Below are 16664 nucleotides of genomic sequence, written 5' to 3' on the forward strand. Positions count from 1 at the left end.
TGACCTTATTAAGTAACTATGCACATGTGAATGAGTATTGAGGGGTGCAGATACCAGATATGGAAACACGCGGATCCATGCCGAACCCGACCGTTAAGCATATCTGGGCCGATGGTAGTATGGGCAATCCATGCGAGAGTAGGTAGCGCCCCTCTTTTTATTTTCCCCCCTGTCAAAAGACAGGGGGTTTTATTTAATAAACTATAGAATAATAACGGGAATTATTTTTTATTATGTTGTTTTAAGAATAAGTAATATTTTGGGTTAAACTCATTCATGTGTTAAAAATAACTTTTAAACTTAAAAAATTAAAATTATTCAAAAATACATTCTCTCATTTATTTGCAAAACATATCTCATAATATCGATTATGAATTCTTGATGATAATAATAGGAGAGCATAAGCTCTCCTAATTATAATTTACTATTATTTAATGGATTATTATTTAATATTTTTTCAATTTCTATCATAATTTCATCAGTTAGTTTTTCTTTAATTTCAACAGCTTTCATATTTTCTCTAACTTGTTCTACTCTACTTGCACCAGTGATAACAGTAGAAACATTAGGATTTTTTAATAACCAGGCTAATGCAAGTTGAGACATAGAAATATTTAAATCTTTAGCGATAGTACTTAATTTTCTAACTTTTTCTAAATTTCCTTCTGAAAATAATCCATTTTCTTTCATATGTTGTGCTAAATTTTTAAATTTAGCTAATCTACTATCTTCAGGAATACCATTATTATATTTCCCTGTTAATAATCCGCTTGCTAAAGGACTCCATGTAGTTAATCCAAGACCATATTTTTCATATAATGGTTTAAATTCTTTTTCTACTTTTTCCCTTACAAACATATTATATTGTGGTTGTTCCATAGTAGGCGGAATACAATTTAATTCTTTAGCTGCCTTAAAAGCAGCTTCAAGCTGTTCAGCACTCCACTCAGATGTTCCCCAATACATTGCTAAACCATTTCTCACAACATAATCCATAGCTAAAACAGTTTCTTCAATAGGTGTTTCTGGATCAGGTCTGTGACAGAAAATTAAATCAACATAATCTAGTTGTAATCTTTTTAATGATTCCCAAGTACCTTCTAAAATATGCTTTCTTGATAATCCTGTATCATTAGGGCCATTTCCACCCCAAAAAATCTTAGTAGAAATTACCAAATCTGTTCTTCTATATTCTTTTAAAGCAATACCCATTAATGATTCAGATAATCCATTTGCATATGCTTCAGCATTATCAAAAAAGTTAACTCCATGATTAAAAGCTTCTCTCATACATGCTTTAACATTTGCAGCGTCTAATTGATTACCAAATGTAAGCCAAGATCCAAAAGATAATTCACTTACCTTAATACCAGCTTTTCCAAGTTTTCTATATTCCATTTTAACCACCCCTAAAATTTAATTCGTTATACTAATTATAACATATTTAATTTTAAAATCAAAATAAAAAATATTATTAGAAAATATATTTTTATATAAATTTTTCAAAAGAACGGGGTAATAATGTATTTTCTAATTTTCTTTGATTAAAAATATATCTTCCATCACAAACAAACCCTAAATCTTCCCAATCTACATTATTTAACATATCTTTAAATTTAACAATGTCAATAATTTTTTTGGGAAATATTCCTAAAATGCTTCCATCATAATAGATAGAATCATGTAGAAAGAAAGGTTTAGTATCTCGTGTTCTAGCGTTTACATATACTCTAGGCTTATTAGAAATATAGAAATCTCTTCCCCATTTATACCAATTTTCTTCATTGAACTTTCTAATTTTTCTTTTCATTAGTTTATTTTTATTTTTTACCAAATGATCATTAATAATATTAAAAATCATTTTCTTTGTTTTTCCAGTTCTTTTAGTATATGAACAAACAACATCAACATTACCACTTTCATGTGTAAAAATATTATCTGCTCCACTTGCTCCTCCTACTTTAACATATGCAATATCTTTAAGTTTAACTGTATAATTCTTATTTTTTAAAAACAAATAATGTCCTTCTATGTTATAAAAGTATTTAACTTCACCATTATAATTCATTTTCCTATTAAAATTATTTTTTTCATATCTCCAGATAACAACATTTGGAGAATATTTATAACCAAAAATTCTTTCATCTCCGAATTCAATAACATCAGTTATTGTCCCATTGTCATATAGTAAATTATTTAAGTTTATCGCCGAGGTTAAACTAAAAAAATCTCTAGGAGTAATAAATATAATTTCACCATTATCTGTCAAATGTAAAAATGATTTGTAGATGAAAAATAAAAATAAATTTGATCGTTTATCAAATACATCCATAGGTAGTTTTTTCTTTGTGGTTTTTAAAATATCTTTAAAAGCAACATAAGGAGGATTTCCTATGATAGTATCAAATTTTTCGGTTATGGGATAATCAAAGAAATCCATTTTTAAGCAATTAGGGTTTTCAAAATCCTTTTCTATTCCAATAATATTTTTGTTTTTAAGCAAACGAATAAAAACACCATCCCCGCAGGATGGTTCTAATATTCTATTGCCATTTTTAATTAAATTAATCATTTTTTTTGCTACGTTTTCTGGAGTAAACACTTGGCCAAGTCTTTTAATCTTATAATTTTCCTTTGCCATATTGTTTCTCCTTATCATCCTAAAGCGTTATCAAGAATCATCATTACCAAAAAACCAACAATCAAAGAAAAAGTTGCAGCTCTTTCATAACCATGTGAGTGTGTTTCAGGAATAATCTCATCACTTATGACATATAACATAGCTCCTGCAGCTAATGCTAGGAAAAATGGCAAAGCTGGTCTCATTAAAACAATAAAAGCAGCACCTACAATACCGCCAAGAGGTTCAACCCATCCTGAGAAGGCAGAATACCAAAAAGCTTGTTTTTTCGAATATCCGGCTTTTAAAAATGAGACTGCAGTAGCTGTTCCTTCTGGAATATTTTGTATTCCAATAGCAGTAGCAACAACAATACCATTTTTAATCATTTCTGTAGTTCCGCCGCCAAAACTAACTCCAACAGCCATACCTTCAGGGAAATTATGTAAAGTAATTGCTATAACAAATAACCAAACCTTTTTTACAAGAGCCATATCTGGTCCTTCATGTCCTTTTAAAAAATGTTCATGTGGTGCAAAAGTATCCATTAATTCTAAAATAACTGCACCAACTATAATACCTATTGCAGTGATGGTTATTCCACCTAAGTCAATAGCTGGTACAATTAAAGAAAACATTGTAGCTGCAAGCATAACTCCTGCAGCAAATCCTAATGCCATATCAAGTTGTTTTTCTGATAATTGTTTTTTTAAAAAGAAAATAGGCAAAGCTCCTATTGCAGTTGCACTACCAGCAATTAAACTAGCTAAAGCACCATATGTAAAAATTTGACCTCCAGTTAAATCCATAATATCTCCTCCATTATTATATTTTATTTATTAATATTATATCATATAACCTAATCTAGAATCATTAAATAAAAATTCAATAATAACTAGTTTTCAATAATACGAAAAAAACGTTTAACATATAATTATTGACATTGTCTAAAAATTATGATATCATAAAAATGTAACAAATACAAATATATAATAATTTAAATTATATAATATGGAGGTGGGATAATGGAAAATAGAATTCCCTTAATTGGTGAAAAATTCCCTGAATTAGAAGTAGTTACAACACAAGGAAAAATGAAATTACCAGAAGCATTTAAAGGAAAATGGTTTGTATTATTTAGCCATCCTGCAGATTTTACACCTGTCTGTACAACAGAATTTGTAGGTTTTCAAAAAAGATATGATGAATTTAAGAAATTAAATACAGAATTAATAGGATTAAGTATTGATCAAGTTTTTTCACATATTAGTTGGATAAACTGGATCAAAGAAAAAATGGGAGTAGAAATTCAATATCCTGTTATTGCAGATGATAGAGGAAAGGTAGCTGAAAGATTAGGATTAATTCACGCATCATCAACAAATACCGTAAGAGCAGTATTTATTGTAGATCCTAATGGGATAGTTAGAGCAATTATTTATTATCCACCAGAATTAGGAAGAAATCTTGATGAAATTTTAAGAGCTATTAAAGCACTTCAATTAGCAGATAAATCAAAAGCAGCCATGCCAGCAAATTGGCCAAATAATGAGTTAATTGGAGATAAGGTTATTGTTCCTCCTGCATCAGATATAAACTCTGCAAAGGATAGATTAAAGAATTATGAAGGATATGACTGGTGGTTTGTATATAAGAAAATAGAAGAATAATTTTTTGGCTTCCTTTTGGAAGCCAATTTTTATTTAAAATATGATATAATTTTAATAAAAGAAAAAAATGGTGAAAATTATGAAGCCAAAAAAAATAAAAGATATTATAAAAACCATAAGATTATATATTACTATAACTATTTTTATATTAATAGTTATAATAATAGGAATAAGTTATAAAGCAGAGATAGAAGAAGAAAAGCTCAAACTTGAAAATGAGCTAAATAATGTTGTATTAGAAATAAATATTATAATTGATAACGCAATTAGATTATTAAATAATGTAGAAATAGATGATTTTGAAAGTGTATATAAATTTTATGATAATATAGAATATATATATTTTGTAAAAGATGATGGAAATATATCTATTTATCCTCAAATAAATATTCCAACTAATTTTAATCCTAAAGAAAAGAAATGGTATATAGAAGCTCTTGAAAATGGTACTGCTATAACATATTCATATTCAGATGTGGAAAAAACCATACCTGTAATAACAATTTCAAAACATGTAAATAATGGTATATTAGGTATAGACTTAAAATCAAATGTTATTTTTGATATATTATTAAAATATAAAAAGATTGATATAAATAATATTTATTTGGTAAAGGAAAATGGGGAAATTATATACAGTTATGATAATAATAATTATGGAAAATATTCAATGGAAAATATGGGATTTTTATATATTCGTAAAAAAGTAAATAAAGACATTTATTTATTGTATAAATATGATATTAAACATATAAATAATAAATATATAAAAAAAGGTATATCAGTTCTTATAATATTATCTATTTTATATATTTTATTATATAATTTCACAAGAAAATATATAGATAAGAATTTTATTATCCCAATAGAAAAAGTTGAAAATGCAATGCAAAATTTTAATTATAATGCGAAAGATAAAACTATATATTTAAATAATAAATGTAATATATATGAAATTAATTCAATTGTTGAAAGCTTTAATGTTCTTACAAGTACAATAATAGCATCTTCTTTTAATTTTAAATTAGCAACAGATGAAATAAAGAAAATGTATAATAGTCTTGAATCTATTAATAACATGTTTATTAATATAATAAGCTTAATAACTAAAATAGATGAAAAAGATTTAAGTTTAGAAGAATACTATAAGATATTATTAAAAAATCTAATTGATACCATACCTGAAGCTGAAACAGGAAGTATTTCTATTTTAGAGAATAATAATTGGATATATGTAACAGCAATAGGTCACGATATTAATAAATTGAAAAAAATAAAGATAGAAGTAGATAGCAAATTCTTTAAGAATTATAATGGTATAAAAATAACTACATACAAAGAATTATTTAATATAAATAAGAATATTTTAGATGAATATACATATAATTTATTAAAAGAAGGAACAAAATCATTCCATAAAGCTATGTCATATGTTAATTATTCAGAAAAATTTAGTCTTCTAATTTCTATAGAAACAAATAAAGATGATTTTTCTGAGAATAGTATAAATGTTTTTAAAGCCTTTAACAGTATATCAAAAATATTTTTCGAAAAGAAATTAGAATTAGATAAAATTCAGGATATATATTTTAAATTTGCAGAGAAATTAGCTTCTGTTGCAGAAGGCTATGATGACATTACAGGGAAACATATATATAGGGTTGGTGAAATATCATCATTTTTAGCTAAAAAAATTGGATATGGCGAAAAAGAAGTAGAAAAAATTAAAAAATTTGCTCCTTTGCATGATATAGGTAAAATATATGTTCCTAATAAAATCTTAAACAAAGAGGGGAAATTAACTTCTGAGGAATGGGAAGAAATGAAAAAACATACAATATATGCAAAAAAATTATTAGATAACGATAATTATTTTGAGCTAGCATTAAATATCGCATTATATCATCATGAAAATTTTGATGGTAGCGGATATCCATTTGGATTAAAAGGAGATCAAATACCTATTGAGGCAGCTATAGTTAAAATTGTAGATATATATGATGCTTTAAGATCAAAAAGATCATATAAAGAGGAATTTACTCATGAATTAGCATTAAAAATAATAACAAGTGGAGATGATAGAGTAAAACCGGAACATTTTAATCCCAAGATATTAGAAGTTTTTGAAAAATATAATGATGAAATAAGAAAAATATGGGATAAAATAAATGGAGGTGAAATTGATGGATATAAAAGCAGTTGATATTAAATTTCCATCAGATTGTAATGTAATAGTTGGTCAATCACATTTTATAAAAACAGTTGAAGATATATATGAAACAGTAGTAACTACAGTGCCCGGTATGAAATTTGGAATAGCTTTTAATGAAGCAAGTGGTCCAAGATTAATTAGATATGATGGAAATGATGAAGAATTAATAAATGTAGCAATTGAAAATGCGAAAAATGTAGGTGCAGGTCATTTCTTTGTATTAGTAATTAGAAATGGGTATCCTATAAATATATTATCTAGATTAAAACAAGTGCAAGAGATAGTAAATATTTTTGCAGCAACGGCCAATCCATTACAAGTATTAGTAGCCGAAACTGATTTAGGTAGAGGAGTAATTGGGGTTATTGATGGCCAAACACCATTAGGTGTAGAAAGCGAAGAAGATAAAAAGAAAAGACATGATTTTTTAAGAAATATAACAGGTTATAAAAGATAAATATGGTCGGGGAGACCGGATTTGAACCGGCGACCCTCAAATCCCGAATTTGATGCGCTACCACCTGCGCTACTCCCCGAACAATAATATTATAACATATAATGGAAGGTGATATTTTGAAAAAAATGCTAGTATTTACATGGATAAATACATGGAAAAAAATATTTGGAGAAGAAAAAATTGAAGAAATAATAAGTAAAAACGGAGTAAATACAAAAGAAATGAGTTCTCCGTTAGAAAACTTTGATGAAGTATTATTAGAAAAAATAATAAAAGAAATATCCGAAGAATTAAATATTACAAGATCAGAATTAATGAAAAAAACTGGTAGAGAAAATATAAATACATTTTCAAAATGGTATCCATTTTTCTTTAAAAAAGATGGAGCATTATCTTTTTTAGCTGCAATGGATATGACACATTTATTATTAACTAGAAGATTAAAAGGTTTAATTCCACCTAGAATAATATATGAACCAATAAATTCTAAAGAAGCTTTTTTAACATATAAATCTAAAAGAGAGTTTTCAGATTATTTCCTAGGATTAATTCAAGGTGTTTCAGACTACTTTAACGAAAAAATAGATGTTGAAATTTTAGATAAAGGTAATGAAGATGGATTAAATTATTTAAAAGTAAGAATCAAATCAGAAAAACCATATGTAAAAGTAGAAAAAATGCCTATATTTAATTTATTTTCATTAGGATTATTTAAATCTATGCAAGCTGTTTTTACTATATTAATGCCAATAGTAGTATTTTTAATTTCGTGGTTGTCTTTTAATTATATAGAAAATAATTTAATAGCTGCATTAGTTACGGGTATAATTTTTTCTTTGTTATCATATATGGGTATATTGGATTATAGGAAAGGACAAAAAATAATTAATGAAATAATAGATAATTATAAGAAGAAAAACTTTGATTATCCTGTTAAAGTAAAAGGCGCAAAAGAAATTATAGATATTACTGATAATTTTTTAGAACTAAATGATACAATGAGAGAAATTCTAATGGGAGTTACTGGTGATTTTCAAGAAATAGAAAGTTCTGTAAAAGAAATGAGTCAATCAGCAGAAAATTCTATTGAATTAATTGATACAATGAGAGAATTAGCCCAACAAGTTGCTGATACATCTATGCAGATTAGCTCTGATACAGAAATGGTATCAGAAGCTATTAATTCCAATGTAGAAATCTTATCAGAAATAGTAAGCAAGGAAAGACAAATGGTTAAATCATTGAACAATTCAGTGAAAATGATAACAGAATCTTCTAAGAATGTTGAAAAATCTTCTTCAGGAATTTTAGAAATGAGTAATAGATTTAATGTTTTAGTAAAATCAGCAAATGAATTACAAAAAGAAGCTGAACAAATAAGGGAAATTGTAGAAACAGTAATGAGCATAGCAGAACAAACGAATCTTTTAGCATTGAATGCTGCTATTGAAGCAGCAAGAGCTGGAGATGCAGGTAAAGGTTTTGCTGTTGTTGCAGATGAAATAAGAAAATTAGCAGAAGAATCAAAAAAATCTGCTAATAATATTTCAGAATTCTTAAATTCAGTAACTCAAGGTATAGGTGGCTTAACAAAACAAATATCAACAGAATTTGAAGAAATGAAAAAACAATCAGAAGAACTAAATAAAAATTCTCAAGATAATAAAAAAGCTAGTGATGAAATATCTAATATAGCTTTAGAAATAAATGATTTAATTGAAAGATTAGAGAATGAAGAAAAGAATTTGGAAAGCACTACACAAAATATTGAAAGTTTATTAGCAATATCAGAAGAAAGTGCTGCAACCGCTCAAGAAATTAGTGCTTCTATACAAAGTTTCTTAATTAATACAAAAGAGATTTTAGAAAAGGTAAATAATATAAGTAGTTTTATTAATATTTTATACGATAATTTTGATGGAATTAATATTTAAAGGGGGATTATAAATGGAAAATAAATATTTAATTTTTCAATTGGCTGCATATTTAGGAACACCATCTTTTTATAACCTATTGGGGGATTTAATTAAAGAAGAGTCTAAAAGTGAGAAAGTTATTATTGTTAGATCCGAAGGAAATCAATGGGTTGTATTAGATTCTAAAGGATATATCCCTGAAAAGTTAGCTTATGATACTTTAGAAGAATTATTGGTGAAATTAAATAATGTTAAAGTATTAAAGTTCCCATTTAATACATATATATTGTTTGATGGAAATTTACAAGATAGTATTTTAATAAAATATCTAGGTCTATTATTTGAAAAAGAAGAAGAATTATTTGAAAAATATAGACTTGAGAGCATTATAGATAGATTATCATATCAATTATCAGGTATAGAAAATATAGTAAAAACATTAGGGAAAAAAATGAAAGAAGAAGATTTTTTAGAGACCTTATTAAGCAGTATATCGGAAATGTTTTTCTCTACTGTAGGATTATATTCATATGAAGATTTAAAGTTAATAATGAAATTTGGAAGTTTAAATATTCCTGAAGAGTTAGAATTTTTTGACCATATGTTAGATGTACTCAATAAAGGACAAAATTGCACAGTATTTAAGTTTACAGAAGAACAAAAAGCATATTATGATGTATTTTATATTAAATATATAGTGCCATATTTTAAAAATGGTTCTCTAAAATATTTATTAACAATTTCAAGAGATACAAACATAGAAAAAGAAGAAAATGAAGTGTTTGAAACAATAACAAAAATAACTAAATTCTTATACGAAGAAAATGCAATATAAAAATAAAAAGGGCGATTTCGCCCTTTTTATTATGCTCTTGGTTGAACTACAAATTTAATAGCTGTTCTTTCTTCGCTTTCGATTTTAACATCTACAAAAGCTGGAATACATACTAAATCAATTCCACTTGGAGCAACGTATCCTCTAGCGATAGCAACTGCCTTAACAGCTTGATTTACAGCTCCTGCCCCAATAGCTTGAATTTCTGCTTTCCCCTTTTCCCTAATAATTGCAGCTAATGCTCCTGCGATAGCAACAGGTTTTGAATTTGCAGCAACTTTCAATACTTCTACTTCTGCCATAGATCTTACCTCCCTTTTTTTACTACTATTTCTACATATATTGGTGGAATTGGCGCACCTGGAGGGAGTTGAACCCCCAACCTGCGGATCCGAAGTCCGACGCTCTATCCAATTGAGCTACAGGTGCGTCTCAAAGTATATTATACTTTAAATTTTTATTTTAATCAAGAGGTATAATAAAAATTTTTTGGAAATTAGATTTTTAATTTTGTATAAAAATATTAAAAAATATTTGGTATAATAAATTGAGGTGATAAAATGAAATGCCTTTTAATATCAGATATTCATATACCAACAAGAAGTAAATATGAATATTTAGAAAAAATAGATTTTGATAAATATGATTATATATTAGCAATGGGTGATTTTGTAGAGGAAAATTTGCTGTATTATTTTAAATCACAAAAACCCATATTTTATGGAGTTTATGGTAATATGGATGATTATGAAGTAAAATTCACATTACCCGAAAAAAGGATAATCAGGTTAGGGAATTTTGAAATTGGAATGATTCACGGGCATCAGGAAGGTTGGGGTGATCCAACTAAATTAGTAAAAAGATTTGAAAAAATAGATATATTATTATATGGACATTCTCATAGAAAAGACGATAGTTTAATTAATGGGGTTAGATGTATTAATCCAGGGGCTTTTTGTGAGGGTAAATACGCAGAATTAGAGATAAGGAGTGATGAGATATTAATACATTGGATGGAAGTTTAAACTTAAAAATAGAACAAATAAAAGCGGAAATAAAAAGTATAGTAGGAGATAATATATTATATATAGCTTTTTCTGGAGGTATGGACAGTACAATAGCTGCATTTTTAGCAAAAGAAGCATTAGGGCCAGAAAAGGTAAAATTAGTAAATGTATTATTTGGTCCCTTTGCATACTCAAAAAGCATAGAAGCAGTATTAAAAACAGCAGATGAATTAGGTCTTGAAATAGAATTTGCTGATAAACATCAAGCACAATATGAAATTATGAAAAAAGGTCCTAATTGTAATCAATGTACAAAAACATTAAAAATGGAAGGAGTTAAAAGTGTAGCAAAGGATAATTTAGTAGCAACAGGTGCAAATCAATCTGATTCATGGGGAAAAACCTGTATAAAAGTAATGAATAACCTATATTCTCCAATAATAGGTTTAACTAAGGATGAATTAAGAGCGATAGTAAAAAAATATAATTTAAATATTAGAAAAGTTGGCGAAAACGCACATAGGGAAGGATGCAAATTAAAGCATCTATTAAAATTATTAGTTAATATGGATTATCATGGAAGAGCAGTATCTTTTGCAAATGAGATAATTCATGATGTTTTAGATAGATATGATTATAAAAGGGAAATTGCTAATGTAAAAATAATAGGACCATTATCAAAGAATATAGCTTTAATAAACATAAAGCCATATCCACCAAAAGAAATATATGATGAAATAATAGAAATACTAGAAAGTGAAAGTAGTATAGATGAAGTACATATTATAGACAGACCTATTGAATTAGTAGTAAGCGTTAATCCAGGAATATACGGAAATGAAGAATCAAGGTATTGGGTAGAAAAAGGTAAATTACAGCCGGAATTTGCTGCACCAATTAAAGTGGTGTGGAAAAAATCAAAAAATGAAAGATTATCAACCTTTCATGCAATAGATTTTAAGTATATCGGGGAGTGATAAATTGAATTATATATTACCAATATTTTCTGGTATTTTAACAGGTCTTGCTATGCCTGGAAATCTTTTTTCATTTTTAATCTGGTTTTCTGTTGCTCCGTTTTTGTATTCATTTTCAAAGTCAAAAGGAACATTTGAAAGGTTATTAAAGGTTTTTCTATATGCATATTCATTAATGTTTACCACGTTATGGTGGGAAATACCAGTATTATCAAAAAACATTCCGGAAGTAATAAATTCTTTTCCTGGGTATATAGGTATTTTATCCTTCCTTTTAATGATACTTATTTTAACAATTCCATATTATATAATATGGCTTTTGGGAGAATTATACTTTAGAAAATCTAGAGTAATAAATTTGAAATCATTAGTATTATTTTCTACATTTTCATACGCATCAGCAGAAATTTTAAAACAATTTGGAGATTTAGCCTTTACTGGAGGTAACTTGTCAGACGCATTATATTTACATACAGGATTATTACAAATATTACCTTTTACAGGAACAATAGGTTTAAGTATTTTAATATTAATAGTTAATTCAATACTAGCATTTACTAGAGAAAAAAGAAAATATGCTATTGTTATTATAGGTATTATATACTTAATTAATTTCACAATAGCTGAGAAATTGCCATTTGTAAAAACAAATGATAATGCTATGAAAGTTAGCGTTTTTCAAACAAATGTTCCTCAAGAAGTAAAATATTCAGATAACACATGGAGTTCATATGTAGAAATTTCTAATTATTTACAAGAAAATAATGATAATACAGATTTATTAATATTACCAGAAGCTGTGTTTATTAGAGATATTAGAGATACAGAGATATTTAGAATAATTCAAGAGGCTGTAAAATTATCAGAAAAAAATTGGATAATTGGATTTCCAACAGTTGATCTTGAAAAAAAAGAATATTATAATAGTGCAATATATTTAAATAAAAATGGCGAAATTGAAAAGATATATAATAAAATAAAATTAATGCCATTTGCGGAATTTTTACCATATGAAAATATATTCAAAATTTTTTCATTCTTTAAATTAGTAAATTACTACACACAGGGAAACGAATATACTGTATTAGATAATAAATTTAGTGTTCAAATATGTTTTGAAACATATTTTCCAGAAGTTTCCAGAAATTTTGTAAAAAATGGAGCACAGTTCTTAATAGCAATAACAAATGATGGATGGTTTAGTCATAAAACAGCATTAATTCAGCATTTTTCAAAAAGTGTATTTAGAGCAGCAGAAAATAGGAGAACATTTGTACAAGTATCAAATACTGGTATAACAGGTGTTATTGATAAATATGGAAGAATAGTAGACACATTACCAATTAAAACATATGCAAGTCAAAATTATTATATTCCTTTAGAAACGAAGCAAACTATATATAACAAGTATGCAAATGTAATAATCGTTTTAATATTATTTCTCGCTATTATATTTAGTTTAATATAATTTATATGGGGGGTGAAGTGATGATAATTAAATGGTTTGGTCATTCGTGTTTTGGGGTGGAAAATGGTATAAAAATATTAATGGATCCGTTTAATAAAAATGTGGGTTATCCTATACCAAATTATCAACCAGACATTATAACAGAAAGCCATCAACATTTTGATCATAATGCACATCATTTATTTAAAAATAAATTTGTACTAATTAATACACCTGGAAATCATATATTAAATAATCTCGAAATAACAGGACTTAAAACATACCATGATAAAACACATGGTCATGAAAGAGGAGAAAATATTATATTTAAATTTGAATTTTCAGACGGTATAAAATTAGCTCATTGTGGCGATTTAGGTCATATTCCAGATAAAGATACATTAAAAGAATTAGAAGACATTGATATAATAATGATTCCTGTAGGTGGATATTATACTATTGATGCAAAACAAGCAAAGGAAATAGTAGATATATTAAAACCCAAAATAATAATTCCAATGCATTACAAAACAAATTTCATAGATTTCCCTATTAGTTTTGTAGATGAATTTATAGATTTATTTGATATTCCTATTATAAGGGTAGAAGAAGAATTTCATATTGAAGGAATAAATGAGACAAAAATAGTAGTGTTTAAAATTAAGGAGGTGTAAAATGAAAAAAATAATAAATAAATTGGTTATAATATTAATATTAATATTAATATTGAATAGCTGTTTTAATTCAAATACGGCTAAAGATTATTCTAAAATAACCTTTTATTTAACAGATTCGCCAAACACTGATATAGCTAAAGCGGAAATATTGGTAAAAGAAATAGAATTTTCTAGTGATTCTACAAATATAATATTATTAGAAAATAAAGAGGTAGATTTTCTATCACTAGCTGGTGTTTTAAGTGAATTAAAAAATATAAAAGTTATTGATGAAAATATATTTAAAAATTCAAAAATAATGATAACTCTTGATTCAACTATTGATTTAGGGAATAAAGAAATAACTTCTGATTCAACAGAAATAGAATTGGAATTATCATCAAATTTTAATATTGGAAGAGATTATAATGTTATAATTGATTTAGATTTAGCAACTTCATTAAGTAATGATAAATTTAATCCTAATTTTAGAACATGGATGGTAGCAGATACTACAGCTGATTATAGGACAATAACGGGATATGTATATGATAATGAAGAAAATAAAAACCCTAAAGTATATAGACCAGTAGCTATTATAACGAAAGATTCATCTGAATTATTATATTCTACATTAACCAATAAAGATGGAAAGTTTATTTTTAATAAGATCAAATTACCTTTAAAAGATTTAGAGATTGCGGTATTATATTCCGGGGTAACAATAGAATCAACAGATATTAGTAGTTATGTAATTACAGATAGTGCCACTAAATTAGGTCCAAGTATAGAAAACATTAATTTATATATTGGAGATATGTAAAGGGGGAATTAAATTGAAAACATTAAGAGAAGTAATAGAAAAAGCAAAAACTGTAAGTAAAAAGAGAGTAGTAGTAGTAGGTGCGGAAGATAAAGAAGCATTAAAAGCTGTTGCGGCGGCATATGATGAAGGTTTTGTAGAACCGGTTTTAGTAGGTAATAAAGATATTATAGAAGAGAATTTAAAAGAATTAGGAAGAGAATTTGATATTATTGATGCAAAAACAGAAGAAGAAGCAGCAGAACAAGGAGTTAGACTAGTTTCTTCTGGTGCAGCAGATATAGTAATGAAAGGGCTTATTAAAACATCAAAATTGTTAAAAGCAGTTTTAAACAAGGAATGGGGTTTAAGAACTGGTAGTGTATTGAGCCATGTTGCAATTATAGAAACAGAGGCATTAGAATCATTAAAATTAGTTACAGATGGTGGTATGATAATAAAACCAACATTAGATCAAAAAGTAGCTATTATAAATAATGCAGTAGAATTAGCCCATTCAATGGGAATAGATAACCCTAAAGTTGCATTATTAGCTGCTGTTGAAGTAGTAAATCCAGATATGCCAGAAACATTAGATGCAGCGATAATAACTCAAATGAATAAAAGAGGTCAAATAAAGGGATGTACTGTTGATGGACCTTTAGCTTTGGATAATGCATTAAGTGAAATGGCTGCAAAAATTAAAAAAATAGATAGTGATGTAGCAGGTCATGCCGATATATTAGTAGTTCCAGATATACATGCGGGTAATGTACTGGGTAAGTCTGCAATATATTTAGCTAATGGAAAAATAGCGGGTCTTGTACTAGGTGCAAAAGCACCAATTGTAATAGTTTCAAGAGCAGATACTGCTGAATCCAAATTAGCATCATTAGCATTAGCATCTTTAAAAGCAGAATAATACCGCTTCATTAGAAGCGGTATTATTAATATATGTCGAAAGGTTTACAAAATATTTAAAATATGATATAATATTTATACATAAATTATCTAAATTGGTGATTAAAATGTCTGAAATTCACTTAAATAAGTTGCCCGAATTAGTAAAATTATTAGAAGATACATATGATCATGTGGAAGATATAGATGCTTTTTTTGAAAAAGTATTACTTTTAGCATTAGATTTTACTAATGAAGCAGACTATGCTTCATTAATATTAATTTTTCCAGATAAAAAGGTATTAAATTGGTTAGCTGCAGTTGGACATGACGTAAAAAAACTAACTAAAACAGCTCATTTTCTTAAAAATTTAGATATTAAAGAATTAGAAAGAATTAATGGAAATATAATAGAAGGTAATGTAATTTATAAAATGAAAAATTATTTTTCTGAATATGAATATAATTTATTATTAAAATCATTAAAACCTATTAAAGAATCAATAGTTTATACATTAAAATTACAAGATAAAAATTATTTAATTTTTTCATTAGATATTTCAGAAAAAAGCGAAAAAGTTTTTTCAGATAAATCCAAAGAAGTAATAAAAATATTTGCCAATATAGCTTATATATTTATTAAATTTAAAATAAAAAATGAAGAAATAAAAGAATATATAAAAAATGCTAATATAGAAAGGGAAAAAATTATTAAATTAAAGGAAGAATTTTTTTCTAGAATAAAGAATTTTAAGAATGTATTATTAAATTTAATAATATTATTTTTAAATAATGGCAGAAAAATAATGTATTCAGATGAGATATTAAGGTATATAGTATTTAATGTTCCTTTTATTGAAAAGGCATTAATTATTGAAATGAAAAAAGATAAGTTTAAGATAATAAATTATGTAGGGTATGAAAATTCAATTATTAGAGAAATTTCTATAAAAGATATGTATAGAAAAGATGGTATTAATTTTATTAAATTTAATGAAATATCTGGAGAATATTTTGAATTAACCACAATTGATGAAAATACATGCATATTATTAAAATTAAAAGAAGAGAAAGATATGACACTTGTAAATTTACAATTAGAAGTTCTTTCTGAGTTTATTTCAAATTTATCTAAATTATAGAGGCCTTTGGGCCTCTTATTTTG

The 16664-nt window shown here is 26.5% G+C and carries 16 protein-coding genes, 2 tRNA genes and 1 rRNA gene; 13 read left to right on the forward strand and 6 right to left on the reverse strand.

Features of this window, described 5'->3' with window-relative positions; genetic code table 11:
• Positions 1-40: 40 nt before the first annotated feature.
• Positions 41-154, forward strand: a 5S ribosomal RNA gene (rrf, locus tag AS160_RS09935).
• Between the two features lie 260 nt (positions 155-414).
• Here rrf and AS160_RS09940 read toward each other — a convergent pair.
• From AS160_RS09940 to AS160_RS09950, 3 genes are all read right to left on the reverse strand, one after another.
• Positions 415-1398 (reverse strand): aldo/keto reductase, encoded by a 984-nt coding sequence (locus tag AS160_RS09940; protein WP_165148439.1) that lies wholly within the window; start codon positions 1396-1398, stop codon positions 415-417.
• A 91-nt stretch (positions 1399-1489) separates the two neighbouring features.
• A complete protein-coding gene (locus AS160_RS09945) occupies positions 1490-2641 on the reverse strand; it encodes a class I SAM-dependent methyltransferase (protein WP_165148442.1) in 1152 nt (383 codons plus the stop codon).
• A 14-nt stretch (positions 2642-2655) separates the two neighbouring features.
• Positions 2656-3429, reverse strand: coding sequence for a ZIP family metal transporter (locus AS160_RS09950; protein WP_165148445.1), 774 nt, complete (start codon positions 3427-3429; stop codon positions 2656-2658).
• A gap of 216 nt (positions 3430-3645) precedes the next feature.
• On the opposite strand from AS160_RS09950, the gene AS160_RS09955 reads away from it, so the two are divergent.
• The 3 genes from AS160_RS09955 (at position 3646) to AS160_RS09965 (ending at position 6959) form a co-directional block, all read left to right on the forward strand.
• Positions 3646-4290 (forward strand): peroxiredoxin, encoded by a 645-nt coding sequence (locus AS160_RS09955; protein WP_165148448.1) that lies wholly within the window; start codon positions 3646-3648, stop codon positions 4288-4290.
• Positions 4291-4369: 79 nt separating this feature from the next.
• On the forward strand, positions 4370-6493 hold the full coding sequence (locus AS160_RS09960; protein WP_206528174.1) for an HD domain-containing phosphohydrolase: 2124 nt from the start codon (positions 4370-4372) through the stop codon (positions 6491-6493).
• Positions 6459-6959, forward strand: coding sequence for an adenosine-specific kinase (locus AS160_RS09965; protein ID WP_165148451.1), 501 nt, complete (start codon positions 6459-6461; stop codon positions 6957-6959). The genes AS160_RS09960 and AS160_RS09965 overlap by 35 nt, the downstream gene beginning before the upstream one ends.
• Before the next feature lie 3 nt (positions 6960-6962).
• On the opposite strand, the gene AS160_RS09970 is transcribed toward AS160_RS09965, so the two are convergent.
• Positions 6963-7038, reverse strand: a tRNA-Pro gene (locus AS160_RS09970).
• A gap of 46 nt (positions 7039-7084) precedes the next feature.
• Here AS160_RS09970 and AS160_RS09975 point away from each other — a divergent pair.
• Both AS160_RS09975 and AS160_RS09980 read left to right on the forward strand, forming a co-directional pair.
• A complete protein-coding gene (locus AS160_RS09975) occupies positions 7085-8893 on the forward strand; it encodes a heme NO-binding domain-containing protein (protein WP_241244267.1) in 1809 nt (602 codons plus the stop codon).
• A 13-nt stretch (positions 8894-8906) separates the two neighbouring features.
• Positions 8907-9710: a hypothetical protein gene (locus AS160_RS09980; protein ID WP_165148457.1), complete on the forward strand. Its 804-nt coding sequence runs from the start codon at positions 8907-8909 to the stop codon at positions 9708-9710.
• A gap of 29 nt (positions 9711-9739) precedes the next feature.
• Here the strand turns inward: AS160_RS09980 and AS160_RS09985 are convergent, their stop codons facing one another.
• Positions 9740-10012 (reverse strand): stage V sporulation protein S, encoded by a 273-nt coding sequence (locus AS160_RS09985; protein ID WP_165148460.1) that lies wholly within the window; start codon positions 10010-10012, stop codon positions 9740-9742.
• Positions 10013-10062: 50 nt separating this feature from the next.
• Positions 10063-10139, reverse strand: a tRNA-Arg gene (locus AS160_RS09990).
• Between the two features lie 131 nt (positions 10140-10270).
• On the opposite strand from AS160_RS09990, the gene AS160_RS09995 reads away from it, so the two are divergent.
• The 7 genes from AS160_RS09995 to AS160_RS10025 all read left to right on the forward strand — a co-directional run bounded on the left by AS160_RS09995 (position 10271) and on the right by AS160_RS10025 (position 16641).
• Entirely contained in the window at positions 10271-10735 is a 465-nt protein-coding gene (locus AS160_RS09995) for a YfcE family phosphodiesterase (RefSeq protein WP_165148463.1), read from the forward strand.
• Entirely contained in the window at positions 10720-11694 is a 975-nt protein-coding gene (locus tag AS160_RS10000) for an ExsB family protein (protein ID WP_206528176.1), read from the forward strand. Before AS160_RS09995 ends, AS160_RS10000 begins: the two co-directional genes overlap by 16 nt.
• Before the next feature lie 4 nt (positions 11695-11698).
• The gene (lnt, locus tag AS160_RS10005; protein WP_165148466.1) at positions 11699-13162 is read left to right on the forward strand and encodes an apolipoprotein N-acyltransferase; all 1464 of its coding nucleotides are present in this window, start codon (positions 11699-11701) and stop codon (positions 13160-13162) included.
• A 20-nt stretch (positions 13163-13182) separates the two neighbouring features.
• On the forward strand, positions 13183-13815 hold the full coding sequence (locus tag AS160_RS10010) for an MBL fold metallo-hydrolase (RefSeq protein WP_165148469.1): 633 nt from the start codon (positions 13183-13185) through the stop codon (positions 13813-13815).
• Between the two features lies 1 nt (position 13816).
• Positions 13817-14620 carry a DUF4382 domain-containing protein gene (locus AS160_RS10015; protein WP_165148472.1) on the forward strand — a complete coding sequence of 268 codons (804 nt, stop codon included), beginning with the start codon at positions 13817-13819 and terminating at the stop codon, positions 14618-14620.
• Positions 14621-14633: 13 nt separating this feature from the next.
• Positions 14634-15521, forward strand: coding sequence for a bifunctional enoyl-CoA hydratase/phosphate acetyltransferase (locus AS160_RS10020; protein ID WP_165148475.1), 888 nt, complete (start codon positions 14634-14636; stop codon positions 15519-15521).
• Positions 15522-15627: 106 nt separating this feature from the next.
• Positions 15628-16641: a hypothetical protein gene (locus AS160_RS10025; protein WP_165148478.1), complete on the forward strand. Its 1014-nt coding sequence runs from the start codon at positions 15628-15630 to the stop codon at positions 16639-16641.
• The last annotated feature ends 23 nt before the right edge of the window (positions 16642-16664 follow it).

Origin of the sequence: Marinitoga sp. 38H-ov, from assembly GCF_011057715.1 — a bacterium.
Classification (GTDB): Bacteria; Thermotogota; Thermotogae; order Petrotogales; family Petrotogaceae; genus Marinitoga.

Excerpts from the sequence above, each read along its gene's own strand:
- AS160_RS09945 (WP_165148442.1), bottom strand. The coding sequence starts at position 2,641 with ATGGCAAAGGAAAATTATAAGATTAAAAGACTTGGCCAAGTGTTTACT.
- AS160_RS10010 (WP_165148469.1), top strand. The coding sequence starts at position 13,183 with ATGATAATTAAATGGTTTGGTCATTCGTGTTTTGGGGTGGAAAATGGT.
- AS160_RS09995 (WP_165148463.1), top strand. The coding sequence starts at position 10,271 with ATGAAATGCCTTTTAATATCAGATATTCATATACCAACAAGAAGTAAA.
- AS160_RS09955 (WP_165148448.1), top strand. The coding sequence starts at position 3,646 with ATGGAAAATAGAATTCCCTTAATTGGTGAAAAATTCCCTGAATTAGAA.
- AS160_RS09975 (WP_241244267.1), top strand. The coding sequence starts at position 7,085 with ATGCTAGTATTTACATGGATAAATACATGGAAAAAAATATTTGGAGAA.
- AS160_RS09950 (WP_165148445.1), bottom strand. The coding sequence starts at position 3,429 with ATGGATTTAACTGGAGGTCAAATTTTTACATATGGTGCTTTAGCTAGT.
- AS160_RS10025 (WP_165148478.1), top strand. The coding sequence starts at position 15,628 with ATGTCTGAAATTCACTTAAATAAGTTGCCCGAATTAGTAAAATTATTA.
- AS160_RS09985 (WP_165148460.1), bottom strand. The coding sequence starts at position 10,012 with ATGGCAGAAGTAGAAGTATTGAAAGTTGCTGCAAATTCAAAACCTGTT.
- AS160_RS09980 (WP_165148457.1), top strand. The coding sequence starts at position 8,907 with ATGGAAAATAAATATTTAATTTTTCAATTGGCTGCATATTTAGGAACA.
- AS160_RS09940 (WP_165148439.1), bottom strand. The coding sequence starts at position 1,398 with ATGGAATATAGAAAACTTGGAAAAGCTGGTATTAAGGTAAGTGAATTA.
- AS160_RS10015 (WP_165148472.1), top strand. The coding sequence starts at position 13,817 with ATGAAAAAAATAATAAATAAATTGGTTATAATATTAATATTAATATTA.
- AS160_RS09965 (WP_165148451.1), top strand. The coding sequence starts at position 6,459 with ATGGAGGTGAAATTGATGGATATAAAAGCAGTTGATATTAAATTTCCA.
- AS160_RS09960 (WP_206528174.1), top strand. The coding sequence starts at position 4,370 with ATGAAGCCAAAAAAAATAAAAGATATTATAAAAACCATAAGATTATAT.